Genomic DNA, 18,100 nt, shown 5'->3' with positions numbered 1-18,100 from the left:
CGGCGTGGACAGCCGGATTGATTTCTGTTATCCGCACGATCCTTCGAGCGACCTGCTTGGCAGACTCGCCCGCCCGACTTTTTAGACCAACCCGCTAAAGACGGACACTCACGTGCAGGTTCTCGTTCGCGACAACAATGTCGATCAGGCTCTCCGCGCTCTCAAGAAGAAGCTTCAGCGCGAAGGCGTTTTCCGCGAGATGAAGCTTCGCGGCCATTACGAGAAGCCTTCCGAGAAGAAGGCACGCGAAAAGGCGGAAGCCGTGCGTCGCGCCCGCAAGCTGATGCGCAAGAAGCTGCAGCGCGAAGGCCTCCTGCCCGCGCCGGTGAAGCCCAAGCGCCCCTGATTTTCCTTCTTGCGGCGGCATCGGCCGCCGCCAGGGAAGATCGGCAAGACCCTAACTGCGCCTGGAGCCCGCTCCGGGCGCTGTTGCTTTTCGAGCGCCGTTAACCAAGTCTTGGCACAATGCAGGCGTTGTTTCTTTCGCAGCGCTCTGTCGGTTGGGGGGCGCAATCAGGTCGCGAACGGCAAGCCTGCCGCGTGCGACAGGCAAGGCACGGAAACCAGGACCGATGAAGCAAAGCATGGATCGCGGCAAGAACTGGCTGGCCGCAGTGGGCATCACTTTGGCGCTGGCGGGCTGCGATACCGTCTCCAGTCTCGGCTCCCAGCCGGCGGTGGCGGAGATCGACACCAACTCGTCCGCCGATGCGAGCGTGAATATCGGCTCGCTGAGCGAGGTCATCTCCCGCAACCCGAACGACCCCAACGCCTACAACACGCGCGGCGCGGCCTATGCCCGGGTCGGCCGGTTCTCGGACGCGATCTCCGACTTCACCAAGGCGGTGCAGATCGATCCGAATCTCGCCTCGGCCTACACCAATCGCGCGCTGGCCCTGCGCCAGAGCGGGCGCAACGATGCCGCCCTTGCCGATTTCAACCGCGCCACCACCGCCAATCCTAATTACGGGCCGGCCTATGTCGGGCGCGCCAACCTGCTGCGCCTGCAAGGCAACAGCCAGCAGGCGCTGGCCGATCTCAACACCGCGATCCGCCTGAACCCCGAATCCGCCGAGGCCTTCCATGCCCGCGGGCTGGTCTACCAGAAGGAAGGCCAGCATCAGCACGCGATCTCCGACTTCGATTCGGTGATCGATCGCAACCCCTACAACGCCCCACCCTACACCGCGCGCGGCCAGAGCCTGATCGCGGTCGGCAAGTATGATGCGGCGCTCGAGGACTTCACCGCTTCGCTCAATGTCGACAACCGCAACGCCGAGGCCTGGGCCGGGCGCGGGCTCGCCTATGAGAAGCTCGGCAAGAAGGCGGAGGCGAGCGAGAGCTATCAGCGCGCGCTGAGCCTCGACGGCAACAACGCGACCGCCCGCGCCGGCCAGTCGCGCCTCGGCGGCGGTGGGCTGGGCGGCGGTCTGTTCCGGAGCTGAGCCGCTCGCTATTCGACCGTGCGGCTCTCGGCGCCCGCCAGAGCGCCGCTCGCCACATCCGCGAGGAAGCGCCTGACCTCGGGCACCGAGCCTTGGGCCGGCAGATTCTCATGGTTGCCCGCCGGAAAGCGGATGAAGCGCTTGGGCGGGTTCGCCATCTCGTAAAGCGCCTGCCCCTGCTTGAACGGGATCACGCCATCGCGCTCGCCATGCAGCACGAGCAGCGGCGCACGCACCCGCCCGATCACTGCCTCCGAACGGAACTGATCCAGCATCACGAGCCGGATCGGCACGTAAGGATAGATCTCCTGCGCCACTGCGGCCGTCGAGAGATAGGGCGCCTCCAGGATGACCGCCGAGAGCGCAACCTCGGCCGCCAATTGCAGCACGACGCCGGTGCCCAGCGATTCGCCATAGCCGACCAACCGCGCCGCGCCGAAGCGCTCCGCCGCCTCGCCATAGGCGGCACGCGCATCGAGATGGATGCCTTCCTCCGTCGGGCTGCCGGTCGAGCCACCATAGCCGCGATAATTGACGGCGAAGAGGCCGGTGCCGTCCTCCGTCAGCGCGCGGAAACGGGCCTGGCGGACGGGCCTGTCGAAATTGCCGGCATTGCCGTGGAAGAACAGCAGCACGGGCTTGCCCGCGCGCGGCGGCACGAGCCAGGCCACCAGCCGCTCGCCATCGGCCGTCGTCAGCGGAACCTCCACCGCGCCCGGCAGCTTCGCTGAAGCGATATCGGCACGCAGCGGATTGCGCGGATACATCAGGTCGCGCTGCCTGACGAAGAGGACGGCCAGCCCGGCGAGATAGAGCGCGCAGGCGACGAGCAGGAGGCGGCCGAGCAGTTTCATGCCGACCATCCTCCCCCGCCACCATGGCGGTCTCGCGACGTTCAATCGAGAACCTTGGCCATTTCGAGCGCGAAATTGCCGAAACCGGCGCGGCGATAGGCGATCAGCGCCACGTCATTGCCCTCCAGGACGCTCAGATGGATCACCTTGCAGCCAGCCTCGCGGGCGAAGCGCTCGGCCTCCGCCAACAGGAGCTGCCCGATCCCGGTTCCCCGGCAAGCGGCGGCGACCACGATGTTCTCGATATAGACGTGGTCGCGCAAATGCTCGTGCACGAAGGGGCCGATGCGCCCAAGCCGCAGCGCCAGATAGCCGACGACCTCATCGCCCCGCTGGACGACGATCTGGGCGCCGCCATGCTCGGCGGCCTTTTCCGTGTCGTCGGCGAGGCAGGCAGCGGCGGCGGCAGGCCCAGACGCGCGCTCCGCGCTCAGCACTGCCTCATGGGCCGTCAGCTCGAGCAGCAGCGCCAGCACGGCGGGTCGGTCGCTTGCCAGCATCGGGCGGATGGAGAGTGTCACGGCAAGGATCCCATCGAAAGAAGATCTCCATACGAAAAAGGGCCGGCATGAAGCCGGCCCTTTGCATCATTGTGATGCCCGCGCGGCTGCGTCAGTGCGCCATCGCCTTGACGATGTCGTCGGTGACCTTCTTGGCATCGCCGAACAGCATCATCGTGTTGGGCCTGAAGAACAATTCGTTCTCGACACCGGCATAGCCAGCCGCCATGCCGCGCTTGATGAAGAGCACCGTCTTGGCCTTCTCGACGTCGAGGATCGGCATGCCATAGATCGGCGAGGACTTGTCGGTCTTGGCGGCGGGGTTGGTCACGTCATTGGCGCCGATGACGAAGGCGACGTCGGCCTGGCCGAATTCCGAGTTGATGTCCTCGAGCTCGAAGACCTCGTCATAGGGCACATTGGCTTCGGCCAGCAGCACGTTCATATGGCCAGGCATGCGGCCTGCCACCGGATGGATGGCGTACTTCACCTCCACGCCCTCCTTCTTCAGCAGATCGGCCATCTCGCGCAGCGTGTGCTGGGCCTGAGCCACCGCCATGCCGTAGCCCGGCACGATGATGACCTTGGCGGCGTTCTTCATGATGTAGGCGGCGTCGTCGGCAGAACCCTGCTTGACCGGCCTCGCCTCGACCGCGCCGGCCGCGCCCGCAGCGGCATCGTCGCCACCGAAACCGCCGAGGATGACGGAGATGAAGCTCCGATTCATCGCCTTGCACATGATGTAGGACAGGATCGCGCCGGACGAACCGACCAGCGCGCCGGTGATGATCAGCGCCATGTTGCCGAGCGTGAAGCCGATGCCTGCAGCGGCCCAACCGGAATAGGAGTTCAGCATCGAGACGACGACGGGCATGTCCGCGCCGCCGATCGGGATGATCAGGAGCACGCCGAGCGCAAACGAGACCAGCACGATCAGCCAGAACACGACATGGCTCTCGGTCTTGATCAAGACCAGCAGCAGCACGACGAGCGCGACGCCGAGCCCGATATTGATGCCATGGCGCTGCGGCAGCATGATCGGCTTGCCGCTCATGCGCCCGTCGAGCTTGAGGAAGGCGATGATCGAGCCGGTGAAGGTGATTGCGCCGATGGCGACGCCGAGCCCCATCTCGAACAGGCTGCCGCCATGGATATGGCCGACCTGACCGATGCCGAAGGCGCCCGGTGCATAGAGCGCAGCCGCGGCGACCAGCACCGCCGCAAGGCCGACCAGCGAGTGGAAGAAAGCGACGAGTTGCGGCATCTGCGTCATCTGCACGCGCCGGGCCATATAGGCGCCGATGCCGCCGCCGATGGTGATGCCCAGCACGACCAGGAACCAGCCGGAGAAGCCCGACGGCGGGAAGAAGACCACGGTCGTCAGGATGGCGATGCCCATCCCGACCATGCCGTAGAAATTGCCCTGGCGGGACGTGGTCGGATGCGACAGGCCCCGCAGGGCCATGATGAACAGGACGCCGGAGACGACGTAAAGCAGGGCGGAGAGATTGGCGGCCATTGGCGCTCAGCCCTTCTTCTTGTACATCGAAAGCATGCGCTCGGTGACGAGGAAGCCGCCGAAGATGTTCACCGAAGCCAGGATCAGCGCCACGAAGCCGAAGAGCTTGGCCCAGACCGGACCGTCGCCCAGCGCCGGAGCGGCCTGGACGCCGACCGCGAGCAGTGCGCCGACGACGATGACCGAGGAGATCGCATTGGTGACCGACATCAGCGGCGTGTGCAGCGCCGGCGTCACCGACCAGACCACGTAATAACCGACGAAGACGGCGAGCACGAAGATCGCAAGGCGAAACACCGTCGGATCGACGCCTGTCGCGACGCTTGCCGCCGCGGCGGCCTGCTCGGCGTATTTCTCGGCGAGCTCGGCCGCCTGCTTCGCCAGCGCGGCGGCGGAGCGGGCCTGTTCGAGTGCTTGTTCGGGTGTCGGATTAGCCATGGTGTCGGACTCCCCCCAGCCTTAGCTCAGGCCTTCGGCACAAAATTCGGATGGATCACCGCGCCGTCCTTGGTCAGGGCGGTCGCCTTCACCAATTCGTCGTCCCAGTTCACCGCGAGCGTCTTGGCGCTCTTGTCGATCAGCGTCTCGACGAAGGCGAAGAGGTTCTTGGCATAGAGCTGCGACGAGGTCGCGGCCAGACGGCCGGGCACGTTGAGATGGCCGACGATCTTGACGCCATTGGCGGTAACCGCGATTTCGCCGGGCTTGGCGAGTTCGCAATTGCCACCACGCTCGACCGCGAGATCGACGATCACGGAACCGGCCTTCATGCTCTCGACCATCGCTTTGGAGATCAGCTTCGGCGCGGGACGCCCCGGGATCAACGCGGTGGTGATGACGATGTCCTGCTTGGCGATGTGGCTCGCCGTCAGCTCGGCCTGCTTGGCCTGGTATTCCTTGGACATTTCCTTGGCGTAGCCACCGGCCGTCTGCGCCTGCTTGAACTCGTCGTCCTCGACGGCCAGGAACTTCGCGCCAAGCGATTCGACCTGCTCCTTGGTGGCGGGGCGCACATCGGTCGCGGTCACGATCGCGCCAAGACGCCGCGCCGTCGCGATCGCCTGCAGGCCGGCGACGCCGACACCCATGATGAAGATGCGCGCAGCAGGGACCGTACCGGCCGCCGTCATCATCATCGGCAACGCCCGCCCATATTCGGCCGCGCCGTCGATCACCGCGCGATAGCCGGCGAGGTTGGCCTGCGAGGAGAGCACGTCCATGACCTGCGCACGAGTGATGCGCGGCATGAACTCCATCGCGAAGGCCGCGACCTTGGCCTTGGCCAGGGCCTCGACCGCTGCCTCGTTGCCATAAGGGTCCATGATGCCGACGACGAGCGCGCCGGACGGCAGGCCCGCGATCTCGGCTTCGGCCGGACGGCGCACCTTGAGCACGATCGCCGCGCCCTTGAGCGCATCCTTGGCGTTCTTGGCGATGCTCGCGCCCGCCGCCTCGTAATCGGCGTCATTGATGCCGGAAGCGAGCCCAGCGCCTTTCTCGACCACGATTTCGGCCCCGAGGCCGATGAACTTGCGGACGGTCTCCGGCGTCACGGCGACGCGGGTTTCCGCCCCTTGCGTTTCGGCTGGCACAGCAATGCGCATGGCAGGGCGAGGCCTTTCAGGCTTGGCGGAGACGGATCTTACAGGAGGACGAGCGCGACCATCATCAGCGCGAAGGGAACGGCCGGAGCCTTCCAGGCGAGCGATTTCGACGCGATCCCGACAACCGCACCGACCAGCGTCAGCAGCGTACCGATAAGCGCGACGCCCCAGGCATGCTTGGTGCCACCCACCGCCAGCGCCGCGACGATGGCGAGGCAAGCGACGGTGCCGACTTCGGCAAAATGCAGGAAGCCCTGATAGGTCCGCTCATGCTCGGCGTAGTCCATCTGCGGAATGTCTGCGGCGTGATGCCCGTGATCGGCCATGGTCTGATCCTGAAGATAAGAAGACGGTTCCAAAGCCCTGTAGCGCACCCGCGTGAGGTCGGCAACGGACGCTCGGCGCCGACCTACCCTTAGGAAAGCCGAAAGCCAAGCTCGGCGCCGCTTTAGCTCGGTGGAGAGGCTATGTAAATCGATTTAAATGGCAAAAAGCCATAGGCTGCGATGGAAACGCTGATCGCTCAGCGCACGATCGAATCAAAGCAGCGGCTTGCTCGTTTGAAACAGTCTGGATTCGTGGGTTGCATCAAGTTTTCGCAGAGGAATTCCAGATAGCCTTCGGCAGCGCATTGGCAGAGGGGTCGAATGAGCCACATTCCACAATCACCTGAGGGCGAGCCTGAACGCGCCGAGGCTGATGCCGCGGCCCTGATCGAGAAGGGCAAGCGCTGGTTCGCTGAAGCGCGTGAGCAAACGAAACGCGACGACGAGGACATCGCGGCTTGGCATCAGCGCCTCGCCGATCGGATGGACGGCATTCGCGGACCATATTTTACGGATTCGAAAAGCGATTGAGCAGCTCAACTGCCAGGGCTCAGCGCAGAAGACACCAGAGCCCGCGCCTGCTGCCCCGCAATGCCCTCGACCGAAAACCCCTCGATCTCCGCCTCGAACAGCCGGTGGAAATTCAGCTCGGCGTCGAGATGCAGGAACACGCCCCCTAAACCGATCGCGGCGCGGTCCATGAAGACGAATTCGCGCGGCACGGTCACCGGCCCGCGCTGCTTCAGGGCCTGATGCACCTGGAAGGCCTGCTTGCGGCCATACTCGGCCGGGCTGACATCTTCGGCGATGCGGCGTGTCCGGTCTTCCAGCAGCGGCCCGTAGATGAAACGCGCCCAGATGTTCAAGGTATCGACGAGGTCCTTGGTCAGCCCCTTGAAGCCCCAGATCTCATAGGCGTGGACGACGCGGGCGGCGTCGCCCTCCAGCAGGCCGCGATAGAGATCGACCACGCCGCCGACGAAACTGGGGGGGAAGATGCGGATGCAGCCATAGTCGAGCAGGTTGATGCCCTGCGCCTCGCCGCCTTCCGAGAAGACCGTGTAGTTGCCCAGATGTGGATCGCCATGGATGACGCCGTGATGGCTGAAAGGCCGCCACCAGGCCTTGAACATCGCGGTCGAGATCCGGTCGCGCGCTTCCTGGCCGTCCTGCTTATGGGACAGGATCGGGCTGCCCTCGAGCCAATGCATGGTCAGAAGCCTGCGCGTCGACAACGAGGCTTCGAGCCGGGGCACGCGCACCTCCGGCGTGTCGGCCAGGATCTCCTGATAAAGCGCGATATGCTTCGCCTCGCGAATGTAATCGAGTTCCTCGCGCACCCTGGCGCCGATCTCCTTGGCGATCTCGGTCGTGTCGATCACCGGATCCATGCGCCGGTGCAAGGCGAACAGGATGTCGAGCTGGGAGATATCGGCCTCCACGGCCGATTCCATGTCGGGATATTGCAGCTTGCAGGCGAGCTGCACGCCCTCCAGCGTCGTCGCGCGATGCACTTGCCCCAGCGACGCCGCGGCGGCCGGCTTCAAATCGAACTCGGCGAAGCGCTCGCGCCATTGCGGCCCGAGCTCGGCCATCATCCGGCGCTTGACGAAGGCGGCCCCCATCGGCGGCGCCTGCGATTGCAGCTTCTGCAATTCGGCGGCGTATTCCGGCGGCACCACGTCGGGAATCGTGGCGACGAGCTGCGCCACCTTCATGATCGGGCCCTTCAGCCCGCCCAGCGCCTTGGCCAAGGCCTCGGCATTGCTGGCCGTGCGGCCATCCAGCCCGAACAACCGCGTACCGGCGATGCGCGCCGCGACCCCGCCGACATTGGCCCCGACGCGGGCATAGCGCGCGGCGCGGGCGGAAAAGCGGTTGGCTTCGCTGTCGTGGTCGGACATGGGGCGTGACGGACCGTTCTGGTGGTTGACATCCCCATGTAGGCCGGCGCGGCGCGAACGCCAGTGCAGCCGATCGTCTCAGCCGCGAGAAGCGCAACTCCGATGCGCTTACCGATCAGAGGTAGCCGACCAGCCCCTGCGAGACATTGCCGCCCAACCGCCCCTGCGTCGCCTGGATGCTCTGATAGGTCTGGACGAGCTGGCTGGTGAAGCGGTCGCTGATCCCAAGCGCGGCTTTCTCCTCGGTGCTCATGGCGGCATATCGGTTGACCAGGGCAAGGCTTGCGCTCGCGCCGTCGCTGCCGCCGGATGTCGCCTTCAGCGTATCGAGCACGCTTGCGCGGTTGCGCTGGTCGAGCTCCGCCTTGGCGGCGCGGACCTCGCCCAGCGAGAAGGCCGCGCCTTGATTGAGGGCGACCGCCGCCAAGGAGCGATTGTCGAACTTGGCGAAATCCACCTGCTGGCCATCCTTGCGCGACGCGTCGAACACAAGTTCGGTACCCTTGTCCTTCGCGCTGTTGGCCTGATCGTCCAGCAGCGAGCGCGCATTGGCGGCAACCGCCGCGATCGTCGTCTGGGGCGTCAGCGACCCGCCGGGCGTGGTTTTTCCGAGCAGGGCTTTGACGGGATCATTGGCGTTGCCGGTGTCGGGCGCCTTGCCAGGCGTCTTTCTCGCGGCGGCAGCACCGTCGAGCAGAGCCTGCTTCTGATCCTTCCAGGCCGTGGTCGCCTGCTCGTCCGGCCCGGCCTCGTCGGCATATTTCAGAGCGGCATCGTAAAGGGCGGCGTAGTTCCCGGTATGTCGCGCAATGACGACATGCGGCGAGATCGCCGTGTCGAAGCGGGATTGCAGCGCTGTCGCGGCAGCAGTGCTCTCATCGCTGGAGAACAGACCCTGCGCATTCGACGCCATCGCCGACAATGTCGCGCGGCCCTGCCCGCTCAGATCGACCGCGACCTTGCCGTCGATCAGCGCCGAGGAAATGCCGAGCGCTTGATATTGCTGGTCGAACCATTGCCGCGCATTCGCCGCGCGCGTGGCGAGAGTCGTTCCGGAATCGACGGAGGCCGATGCGGAGGTCCGAGCGAGATAGGCCTTGGCCTCGTCAGACAGGGCGACGGTCGCCGAGGCAGGGAGTTGTGACCCCGTCGACGCATCCTCGCTGAGCAACTGCGCGAGCGAGGGCTGCGAGTCGAGCACTGCCTGCCCGCTGCGGGTGTAATTCAGGAGCAAGGAGGCACTGGCGCCGATGGTCGTGGACATCGCGACTCTCCGGAGATGGCGTTCGACGCTCCGGAGCAGTGACTGTGCCAGCTTTAAGGCCTTGATAACTATAAATATGCCGCCTGACCGCACCGGCAGGAAATGCCCCCGCCCGGCAAAAACTGCTGCTTTGCCCGCCGCGTTAACGCCGCGCCGCGAGATCCGCCCGCACCTCGACTACGCTCGCGGCACGCCCGCCGGCCGCCTCGACCAGCTTCACCGTTTCCGCCACGAGTTCCGCATTCGTCTTCACGCAGCCGAAATGCGCATCCTCAAGCCCCGCCCGGACATGGACGCCGCGCGCCACCGCCGGCCCGATCAGATTGGAGAGATCGACACCCAACCCCGCGATCATCACCGGCGCGCCCGGCGCATCCTCGGCAAGCAGTGCAAGATGGGCCTCGAGCGCATAGGCCTTGGGTGGAAAACCCCAGGCGAAGGCATCGGAGAACATCAGGCGATAGATCGGCGTCGGCAGTCCTGGATAGGCCTTGGCCAGCGCCGCGCCCAAGCGCGTGAAGCCGGGCTCATAGATCGCATAGCTCGGATGGATCTTGTGGGCATGGGCCACCGCCATGCCCTCGCGGATATGCTCGCCCGGGTTCTGGTAGATGAAGCCGGGCTCGCCTCCGGGAACACCGGCGAAGGTCGTCCAGTTGCAGGAGCCGGGATCGAGCACGCCCCACTCGACGAGGCCGCGCTTCGCCAACTCCTCCAGATGGGTGTAGCGGCCGGAGCCGAGCATGTCGCCGGCATAGCCCGAGCCGAGGATCGGGATCGTCGGATAGACGATGGCGTCGACCTTGGCGCGAATGCCTTCAATCGCCCGGGCATAGAGCTGCCAATCGTCGCGCTGGCGGCCGGTCTCGACGTCGTAGACATGCAGATGCACGATCGCAGCCCCTGCCTCCACCGCAGCGATGCCAGCAGCGATGATGTCGGGGATGGCAACCGGAATGCCGGGCTGGCGCTCCTTGCCCCAGGGCCCATTGATCGCGGCCTCGATCCAGATGGCGGTGGTCATGCCGAAACTCCTGCTGCACGTCGCACATTGAATAATACTGCAGCCGCAAAGTTTCAGCGCGCCCGCCCCGCCATCTCCGCAATCCCGTCGTGAGCAAATGCGGCAACGCCCGGCCTTGTCAGCCCGCTCCCTTCGCGCGCCTAATCGCCAAAACGACGATCGGGAACGGAAACGATGGGCCTCTATTTCGAGGAATTCGGCGAGGATCTGCGCGTCGTCACGCGCGGTCGTACCGTCGGCGAAGGCGACATCACGCTGTTTGCAGGGCTCTCCGGCGATTTCAACCCGCTCCATGTCGACAGCGAGTATTGCGCCACGACCCCGTTCGGCGAGCGCATCGCCCATGGCCCGCTGACGCTTGCCATGGCGATCGGCCTGGTGTCGCAGCAGAACCTGGTCGACGCCACCACCATGGGCCTGCTCGATCTGCATTGGAGCTTCGCCGGACCGGTCAGGATCGGCGATACCGTCCATGCCGTGGTCACGACCGTGGATCGCAAGCCCTCGCGCAAACCCGATCGCGGTGTCGTCACCCTCAGGCTCGATGTCTTCAACCAGCGCGGCGAGCAGGTCCAGACCGGCCATCTCAAGCTTTTGATGAAGCGCCGGCCGGAGCAAGGCTGATGCTGACACGGGCGGCAAGCTACCGGAACACCTTCGAGGCTTTCCGCTGGGATATCCCGGAGCACTTCAACATCGGCGTCGCCTGCTGCGATCGCCATGCCGACGGCTGCGGCAAGCCGGCGCTGATCTATGAGGATCAGGATCACAGCGTCGCAACCCTCAGCTTCGACGAGCTGAAACTGAGCTCCAACCGCCTCGCCAATATGCTGCGCGGCCATGGCATCGGAGCGGGCGAGCGCGTCGGCATCCTGCTGCCGCAGCGGCCGGAGACGGCGATGGCTCATCTCGCCATCTACAAGATGGGCGCGATCGCGCTGCCGCTCTTCACCCAGTTCGGGCCGGACGCGCTCGAACACCGCTTACAGCACAGCGGCGCGGCAGCGCTGATCACCGATGCCGAGAACATCGGCAAGATCGAGGCGATCCGCGCCGCCTTGCCCGACCTCAAGCGCATCTTCGTCATTGACGATGGAGAAACGACCGGAGCCCATCTCGATTTCGACGCAGAGCTGGCGAAGACCTCCGACAGTTTTGCGCCGGTGGATACGCGGGCCGATGATCCAGCTCTGATCATCTACACCTCCGGCACGACGGGAAAGCCCAAGGGCGCGCTGCATGCCCACAGCGTCCTGCTCGGCCACCTGCCCGGTGTGCAACTGCCGCAGGAGTTCTTCCCGCAAGCCGGCGACCTGTTCTGGACGCCGGCCGATTGGGCCTGGGCCGGCGGCCTGCTCGACGTGCTGCTGCCGAGCCTCTATTTCGGCGTGCCGGTGCTGGCCTCGCGCGCCCGCAAATTCGATCCGGAAGCCGCCTTCGCGCTGATGGCCCGGCATAAGATCCGCAACGCCTTCCTGCCGCCGACGGCGCTGAAACTGATGCGGCAGGTCGAGAGGCCGCGCCAGCGCTTCGACTATGCGATGCGCTCGATCGGCACCGGCGGCGAGACGCTCGGTGCCGACATGCTGGCCTGGAGCGAGGAGACCTTCGGCTTTCCGGTCAATGAGTTCTACGGCCAGACCGAGGCGAACCTGATCGTCTCGAACTGCGCCAGCCTGTTCCCGATCGTGCCGGGCTCCATGGGCCGCGCCGTGCCCGGCCACCGCGTCGCGGTGATCTCGCCCGAAGGCGAGGAGCTGCCGGCCGGCGAGCAGGGGCTGATCGCGGTGGCAAGGCCCGACCCGGTGATGATGCTGGAATACTGGCGCCAGCCCGAGGCGACGGCCGCCAAATTCGTCGGCGACTGGCTCGTCACCGGAGACACCGGCGCCTGCGACGCAGAAGGCTATTTCTGGTTCCAGGGCCGCGACGACGACATCATTTCCAGCGGCGCCTATCGCATCGGGCCCGGCGACATCGAGGACTGCATCATCCGCCATCAGTCCGTGCTGATGGTCGCTGTCGTCGGCAGCCCCGACCCGCTGCGCACCGAGGTGGTGAAGGCCTTCGTGCTGCCGAAACCGGGCTTTGCTCCCTCGGACGCGCTGGCCGCCGAGATCCAGGCCTTCGTCAGGGAGCGGCTCGCCGCCTATCAATATCCCCGAGAGATCGAATTCGTCACCGAGCTGCCGATGACCGCGACCGGCAAGATCCGGCGCAAGGATCTGCGCGACCAGGAGGTGGCGCGGAAGAAATCCGGCGGCGACCGATGAAAGCCTGAGTTCGCCCGCATCAGAGCATTGTCGAGCGAAGAGGATGCCGGTTCGCGTGAAGACAATGCGTTGAAACAAAAATCTAGAACCAGGTCTTCATCAGAAAGGCTCCCGTCGCCTCGAACAGGCCAAGGCGCGCATGTTCGAGATGCATGAGATGCGTGCCCTCAGTGATTTTGACGTCGCGCGTCTCGGCCGCGCCCAGCCGCCGGCGCAACCAGAGCGCATCATCATCCGTGCACAGGCCGTCCCAGGCGCCTCGCACGATCAATGTCGGCGCCTGAACTCTTGCCGGCTCGTAGGCGAGGTCTCCAGCCCAGGCCGCCTTGATATCGGCAGCCGGCCCTCCCGGAATCCGGACGGCGGGAACAGGCCACCTTGTCGCCGCCCCTGGATCGCTTGCGAGATAGGCCGGAGCCCAAGAGGCCAGCCCGGGTTCGATCAGCACCGCGGGATGGCCCGCGGGAACGTCCTCGACAAAGCGAGCGAGTTGCTGAGCGATCGAAACCTGCCGCCAGCTTTCGGGGCTATCGCCCGTCGCCATGCGCGACCCTTCTCGCTGCGCGATCGGCCCAAAGAAAACCAGACGTTCGATGGTCCCGGGCTGGAGCGACGCGTGGAGTCCGGCCACGATCGTGCCCCAGGAATGCGCGATCAACGATAGTCTGGCACGGCCCGTGACCTGCCTGACATGCGCCAGAACCCGCGCGAGCTGGGCCTGCGCATCGCATGCACCGCCAAAGGGCGGGTTCTCGGATGCGGCGTGTTCAAAGGCAGGTGGGCGGTCGGAGCCGCCGAAACCGGCAAAGTCGAACGCCCAGACGTCAAACCCGCGCGCCGCCAGGTCGTCCATCCAGGACAGGCCGCCGAAGCGATAGGCCACCGAAAGCGCCGATGGAAACGTCGCGCCATGGACATAGGCCACGCTCGGTCCGGTCCCCGTGATGCGGCGCAGGAGCAAGGTCGGCTCGCCATCCCGCCCGCTCAGATATGTGACGTCTCCAGTCGTTTCCGACTGGCATGCGATGGTGTGATTCACGATCTGCTTCCGTGGCCTCAATCAGCCGGAAGCATGCGCCCGCGCGCCGGGCAGGTCCTGCGCAATCACTTCGGTCTCGGCCGAAGCATCGGCGCCAAACCTTACCCCGCCTCTAGCACCAGCTCGAAGGTCATCAGCACCGGGTTGTCGCCACGCGTCAGCCGGCCCTGCGCCATCGCCCCGGTGTAGTCGACCAGCGCCACGTCGATTTCAGAGGTCATGCGCTGCCCCTCGCTCCAGACCCGGCCGGACTTGATCGCGATCTCGGTGGCGAAGTTCTCGACCGCCCGGCCATCCTCGAAGCGCGCGCCGATCGTCGAGCCGACGCCGCCATGGATCGTCGCGCGCTTGACGCCGTGCTCGGCGCAGAACTGCTCCAAAGCACCGGCAAGGTCGATATTCGGGCGCACACGCAGGGCGAAGAAGCGCCCTTCCCGCGTCGCGCCCAGCAAGGGGACCGTCGCGGGGCCGAACAGCTTGAAATTGGTCTCGGCATCGACATAGGCCGCGAAACCCGCGCCATCGATGCCGACGGCCGGGAGCGTGATTGCCTCGGCCACCAGCGTCTCGTCAGGCAGGATATGGCCGCCGCTGCGCTTGCCGTCCCCCTCCTGCCAGAGCGCATGGCAATGGAAGAAGGGCGCGCCGTCACGCAGGCCGAAGGTCAGCGCGCCGGTCTCGATGCGGGCGATGCCCGGCGGCCGGAAGATCTCGCTGTAGAAAGCCGCGTGCTCCGGCGTCTGCGACAAGGCCGGCATGACATAGCTGAACGACGACAGGGCCGCGCCGTCGATCCGCGCGACGCCCGAGGTGAAGCCCGCCGCGGCAAAGCTGCGCCGCACGGCCTCAAGCAGGGTCAGGCCGGGCTGCAGCGTCATCTCGAAGCGCAAACCATGACTTTCCGCCCATTCGACGCGCTCGGGCGCTGCGGGACCGGGCTGCTCGATGCGTCTCATGACCTCGTCCTCCCAGGAAAAGCCTGACGCATCATGGCGGGATCGCGGCCGGGTAAAAAGCGATCATGCGGAGGGAACACCGAACTGAGCGGCAAAACCGGCGCGTACTGGCAGGACAATGGCAACCTCGTTTCAGCGTGGCGGCGGAACCAACGGCCCCGCCAGATGTTTTCGCTCAGTCCGTTCCGGGCCAATTCGACCTGCAACGGCCAGCAACGATCAAGAGAGGATAACCTGATGGATAGGCGCTCTTTTATCCTGAGCCTGATTGGCGGGGCGGCTGCCGCCAGCGTCGGCGCTGTCGCGATGGCGCAAGCCGCGCCGGTGACGCTCGCTCCGGAGCCCGTGGACGCGAAGCCGGCCGAGCCGCATGCGGCCCGGTCGCTCGATGATACCGACGCAGCGTTCAGCCGCCATCGTTATCGCCATCATCGCCGGCATCACCGTCGGCATTACCGCCGTCACCGCCGCTATTACCGCCGCTGATCGGCGCCAGCGCGTTCCCGGGCCCCATGACGACCTTGTTCCGGTCGTCATGGGGCCTGTCCGCCGGTTGAAGCCATCCATCGCGGCAGCCGTCACGAGCGCAGCCAGTCCAATTCGCCGCGCGCCTCGAGTTCGTCCCTGACCAGCCGCTTGGGCACCTTGCCATAGCCGGATTTCGGCAAGGCCTCCCAGAAGAAGAAGCGCTTGGGCATCTTGTAGCGGGCGATCTTCGCCGCGAGATACTCCGCCATTTCGGCCTCGGTCGCGCTTGCACCCGCGCGCGCCACGCAGACCGCGACGCCGATCTCGCCCCAGACCGGGTCAGGCAGGCCGAGCACCGCAACCTCCGCGATCGCTGGATGGGTCAGGATCTTCTCCTCGATTTCGCGCGGATAGATGTTCGAGCCGCCGGAGATGTACATGTCCGAGGCGCGGCCGGTGATGTAGACAAAACCCTGCTCGTCCATATGGCCAAGATCGCCGGTGCGGAACCAGCCGTCGCGGAATGATTTCGCATTGGCTTCGGGGTTGTCGTAATAGCCGGCGAAGACGGCGGGGCCGATCACGCAGATCTCGCCCTGCACGCCCGGCGCAACTGCATTGCCGGCATCGTCCTGGATCTGCACTTCCATGCCGCTGCGCTCGAAGCCACAGGTCCCGATGCGAGCATCGGGACCGTCCTGCGCCTCGTGCAGGGCCGGCGGCAGCACCGTGATGTTGCCGGTGACCTCGCCCAGCCCAAAATACTGCACCAGCACCTTGCCGAGCTTGCCGAGCGCGGCCTTCTGGTCCTCGCGATACATCGGCGCGCCCGCATAGATGATGTGGCGCAGGCTGGAATGGTCGTGCTGGTCGACGGCCGGATGCTCGACCAGCATCTTCAGGATGGTTGGCACGGTGAAGATGTTGGTGATCTTGTACCGCTCGATCAGGCGATAAGCCTCATCGATGTCGAAGCGCTCGGTCGGCAGCAGGATCGTCGCCGCGCCGCGCGAGGACAGCACGAGCTGGTGCACGCCGGCTCCATGCGAGAGCGGGGCGACGACGAGCGAGGCGTCCACCTCGGTCGAGCCCGGCACCAGGTCGGCGAGATGGTTCGTCACCACGAAACCCATTTGGCCATGGGTCAGCACGGCGGCCTTCGAGCGCCCGGTCGTGCCGGAGGTGAAGAAGAACCAGCACGGGTCGTCATGCTCGACCGCGGCATTGGCAACCTGCTCGCCGAGATGGCGCGCGATCACCTCGCCGACCTCGGCCTCGCCGAACTCGCCCGGCCCGATCCGCCAGATGAACTCCGGCGCAGGCTCCGAGGCGGCAACAGCCGCCGCATGGGCCGGAAAATCGCCATGGCAGATGAAGGCCTTGGCGCCCGAGGAGGTGCCGAGATAGCCGACCTCGTCGGGCAGCAGCCGGAAATTGGTCGGAACCCAGACCGCGCCCAGGCGGAAGGCGGCAAACATCGAGACGAACATCGCGTCGCAATTCTTGGAATGGACCAGGATGCGGTCGCCCTTGCCGATGCCGCGCTGGCGCAAGCCGGCGGCCAAGGCCGAGACCTGCGCGTCGATCTCGCCCCAGCTCCAGGTCCGCTCGCCCCAGATGAAGCCGGCCCGCTCCCCGAAACGGCGCGCATTCTGCGTCGCGATATGGGCCAGATTCATCACGCGTTTGGACATTGGAGCAACGCCGCCCTTGGGAACAACGCCGCCATTGGGCGCGATGCCGGTTTTCAGCGCGGTCTCGGTCATGCTGCGCTCTCCTTGTCGCGGCGGATCGTCATGGTTCATCTCCGTTCGCCGGCGCGGCGGCGCAATGGCGCGGGCGCGCCGGGCTGTGCCGGCCGGGCCTCGTCCTGGATACGGAATTCGCGCAGCCTGGCCTCGAGCCTGGCGACCTCCTCGCGCAGCAACTGCGCGAGAAAGGGTTCGCGGTCCGGCTGCATCCGGCTCTCGATCGCGGCCAGCGAGAGGCAGGCGTCGGCCCGCCCCTGCGCATCGCGCACGACCATCGCCATGCCCCAGGAGCCGGGGAAGAGCAGCCCGCGATTCATCGCATAGCCGCGCTCACGCGTCTCCGCGACGAGGTCGTCCACGATTGCCCGCGACAGCATCGGGTAGCGCTGCGGAAACTGCGCGGCATTGGCCGCCATCGCCTGCTCGACACCCTCATCGTCGAGCGCGGCCAACAGCGCGATGCCGCCGACGCCGGCGCCGAGCAGATGCCTGTCGCTGGGGGCGAGCACATGCGAGCGGATCGGATAATCGCCGTCCTCGCGCTGCAGGCAGACGACCGTCCAGTCCCGCCTGACCTGGAGGAAGGCGGCATCGCCCGTCGCCTGCGCCAGACGCACGACGCCCTCCTGCGCAAGCCGATGGATTCCGAAACGATCCGCTGCGATGGTGCCGAGAATAAAGGATTCAGGCCCGAGGAAATAGCGCCGTGTCGCCGCCTCCTGCTCGATCAGCCCGGCCTCGATCAACGCCACCAGAATGCGGCGGCAAGTCGGCTTCTGCAGCCGCGAGCCGTCGACGAGTTCGCTCAGGCTGGCGCCGCGCGTGCGGCTCGACGCGACCAGCCGCAGCAAGGCTGCCGCCCGCCCGATGCTCTGCGCACCGGTCGGTTCGGAGCTGGCCTCCCGCACAGCAAGATTTGGACGATCCATATCGTGGACCCTTTTAACGTCCTTATTGCGTTGACAACTCTTTCATCACTTGTATTTCGTCAAGGATAAAGAATACTGGCTCGGAGTGATCCACGATATGGAACGGTTCGAGCAGGCTGGCGGCCAGGAGGTCGCGACCTAAGGTTACGCGGCCCTCCGAAACCGGAGCGAGGGCCGTCGCTGCGATTACAGCTCTCGCGCGGGCAAACCCGCGGAGAGTCCGGCCTGAAGACTTGGGAGGACA

General features: G+C 65.9%; 18 protein-coding genes. 5 read left to right on the top strand and 13 right to left on the bottom strand.

Annotated elements, in window-relative coordinates; all coding sequences use genetic code 11:
• Positions 1-112 precede the first annotated feature (112 nt).
• A complete protein-coding gene (gene rpsU, locus J2Y55_RS03140; RefSeq protein WP_069693011.1) occupies positions 113-346 on the top strand; it encodes a 30S ribosomal protein S21 in 234 nt (77 codons plus the stop codon).
• A gap of 226 nt (positions 347-572) precedes the next feature.
• Positions 573-1,445, top strand: a complete 873-nt coding sequence (locus J2Y55_RS03135) for a tetratricopeptide repeat protein (protein WP_310147500.1) — start codon at positions 573-575, stop codon at positions 1,443-1,445.
• An 8-nt stretch (positions 1,446-1,453) separates the two neighbouring features.
• Here J2Y55_RS03135 and J2Y55_RS03130 read toward each other — a convergent pair whose 3' ends face one another.
• The 9 genes from J2Y55_RS03130 to J2Y55_RS03090 all read right to left on the bottom strand — a co-directional run bounded on the left by J2Y55_RS03130 (position 1,454) and on the right by J2Y55_RS03090 (position 10,440).
• Positions 1,454-2,299, bottom strand: coding sequence for an alpha/beta hydrolase (locus J2Y55_RS03130; RefSeq protein ID WP_310147499.1), 846 nt, complete (start codon positions 2,297-2,299; stop codon positions 1,454-1,456).
• Positions 2,300-2,340: 41 nt separating this feature from the next.
• Positions 2,341-2,820: a GNAT family N-acetyltransferase gene (locus tag J2Y55_RS03125; protein ID WP_310147498.1), complete on the bottom strand. Its 480-nt coding sequence runs from the start codon at positions 2,818-2,820 to the stop codon at positions 2,341-2,343.
• Between the two features lie 91 nt (positions 2,821-2,911).
• A complete protein-coding gene (locus J2Y55_RS03120) occupies positions 2,912-4,318 on the bottom strand; it encodes an NAD(P)(+) transhydrogenase (Re/Si-specific) subunit beta (RefSeq protein WP_310147497.1) in 1,407 nt (468 codons plus the stop codon).
• A 6-nt stretch (positions 4,319-4,324) separates the two neighbouring features.
• Positions 4,325-4,756 (bottom strand): NAD(P) transhydrogenase subunit alpha part 2, encoded by a 432-nt coding sequence (locus tag J2Y55_RS03115; protein WP_069693016.1) that lies wholly within the window; start codon positions 4,754-4,756, stop codon positions 4,325-4,327.
• A 26-nt stretch (positions 4,757-4,782) separates the two neighbouring features.
• The gene (locus J2Y55_RS03110) at positions 4,783-5,922 is read right to left on the bottom strand and encodes a Re/Si-specific NAD(P)(+) transhydrogenase subunit alpha (RefSeq protein WP_310147494.1); all 1,140 of its coding nucleotides are present in this window, start codon (positions 5,920-5,922) and stop codon (positions 4,783-4,785) included.
• Between the two features lie 38 nt (positions 5,923-5,960).
• The gene (locus J2Y55_RS03105) at positions 5,961-6,248 is read right to left on the bottom strand and encodes an aa3-type cytochrome c oxidase subunit IV (RefSeq protein ID WP_310147493.1); all 288 of its coding nucleotides are present in this window, start codon (positions 6,246-6,248) and stop codon (positions 5,961-5,963) included.
• Positions 6,249-6,784: 536 nt separating this feature from the next.
• On the bottom strand, positions 6,785-8,152 hold the full coding sequence (locus tag J2Y55_RS03100) for an ABC1 kinase family protein (RefSeq protein WP_310147491.1): 1,368 nt from the start codon (positions 8,150-8,152) through the stop codon (positions 6,785-6,787).
• Between the two features lie 115 nt (positions 8,153-8,267).
• Positions 8,268-9,416 (bottom strand): hypothetical protein, encoded by a 1,149-nt coding sequence (locus tag J2Y55_RS03095; protein WP_310147488.1) that lies wholly within the window; start codon positions 9,414-9,416, stop codon positions 8,268-8,270.
• 142 nt (positions 9,417-9,558) lie between these two features.
• A complete protein-coding gene (locus tag J2Y55_RS03090; protein WP_310147487.1) occupies positions 9,559-10,440 on the bottom strand; it encodes a beta-keto acid cleavage family enzyme in 882 nt (293 codons plus the stop codon).
• A gap of 174 nt (positions 10,441-10,614) precedes the next feature.
• Between J2Y55_RS03090 and J2Y55_RS03085 the strand changes: the two genes are divergently transcribed.
• Complete coding sequence (locus J2Y55_RS03085; RefSeq protein WP_310147485.1) at positions 10,615-11,064, top strand: MaoC/PaaZ C-terminal domain-containing protein; 450 nt, start codon at positions 10,615-10,617, stop codon at positions 11,062-11,064.
• Positions 11,064-12,713 carry an acyl-CoA synthetase gene (locus J2Y55_RS03080; protein ID WP_310147483.1) on the top strand — a complete coding sequence of 550 codons (1,650 nt, stop codon included), beginning with the start codon at positions 11,064-11,066 and terminating at the stop codon, positions 12,711-12,713. Before J2Y55_RS03085 ends, J2Y55_RS03080 begins: the two co-directional genes overlap by 1 nt.
• A gap of 82 nt (positions 12,714-12,795) precedes the next feature.
• Here the strand turns inward: J2Y55_RS03080 and J2Y55_RS03075 are convergent, their stop codons facing one another.
• Complete coding sequence (locus J2Y55_RS03075; protein WP_310147481.1) at positions 12,796-13,752, bottom strand: alpha/beta hydrolase; 957 nt, start codon at positions 13,750-13,752, stop codon at positions 12,796-12,798.
• Between the two features lie 101 nt (positions 13,753-13,853).
• Positions 13,854-14,708: a PCC domain-containing protein gene (locus J2Y55_RS03070; protein WP_310147479.1), complete on the bottom strand. Its 855-nt coding sequence runs from the start codon at positions 14,706-14,708 to the stop codon at positions 13,854-13,856.
• 33 nt (positions 14,709-14,741) lie between these two features.
• Between J2Y55_RS03070 and J2Y55_RS03065 the strand changes: the two genes are divergently transcribed.
• Positions 14,742-15,194, top strand: coding sequence for a hypothetical protein (locus J2Y55_RS03065; protein WP_310147477.1), 453 nt, complete (start codon positions 14,742-14,744; stop codon positions 15,192-15,194).
• A gap of 92 nt (positions 15,195-15,286) precedes the next feature.
• Here the strand turns inward: J2Y55_RS03065 and J2Y55_RS03060 are convergent, their stop codons facing one another.
• Both J2Y55_RS03060 and J2Y55_RS03055 read right to left on the bottom strand, forming a co-directional pair.
• Positions 15,287-16,942, bottom strand: a complete 1,656-nt coding sequence (locus tag J2Y55_RS03060; RefSeq protein ID WP_310147475.1) for an acyl-CoA synthetase — start codon at positions 16,940-16,942, stop codon at positions 15,287-15,289.
• A 35-nt stretch (positions 16,943-16,977) separates the two neighbouring features.
• Entirely contained in the window at positions 16,978-17,856 is an 879-nt protein-coding gene (locus tag J2Y55_RS03055) for an IclR family transcriptional regulator (RefSeq protein ID WP_310147473.1), read from the bottom strand.
• Positions 17,857-18,100 lie beyond the last annotated feature (244 nt).

This window comes from Allobosea sp. BE125 (assembly GCF_031456075.1).
Classification (GTDB): Bacteria; Pseudomonadota; Alphaproteobacteria; order Rhizobiales; family Beijerinckiaceae; genus Allobosea.
The sequence above is the reverse complement of the archived record's forward strand: the minus strand, read 5'-3'. Positions and strand labels throughout refer to the sequence as shown.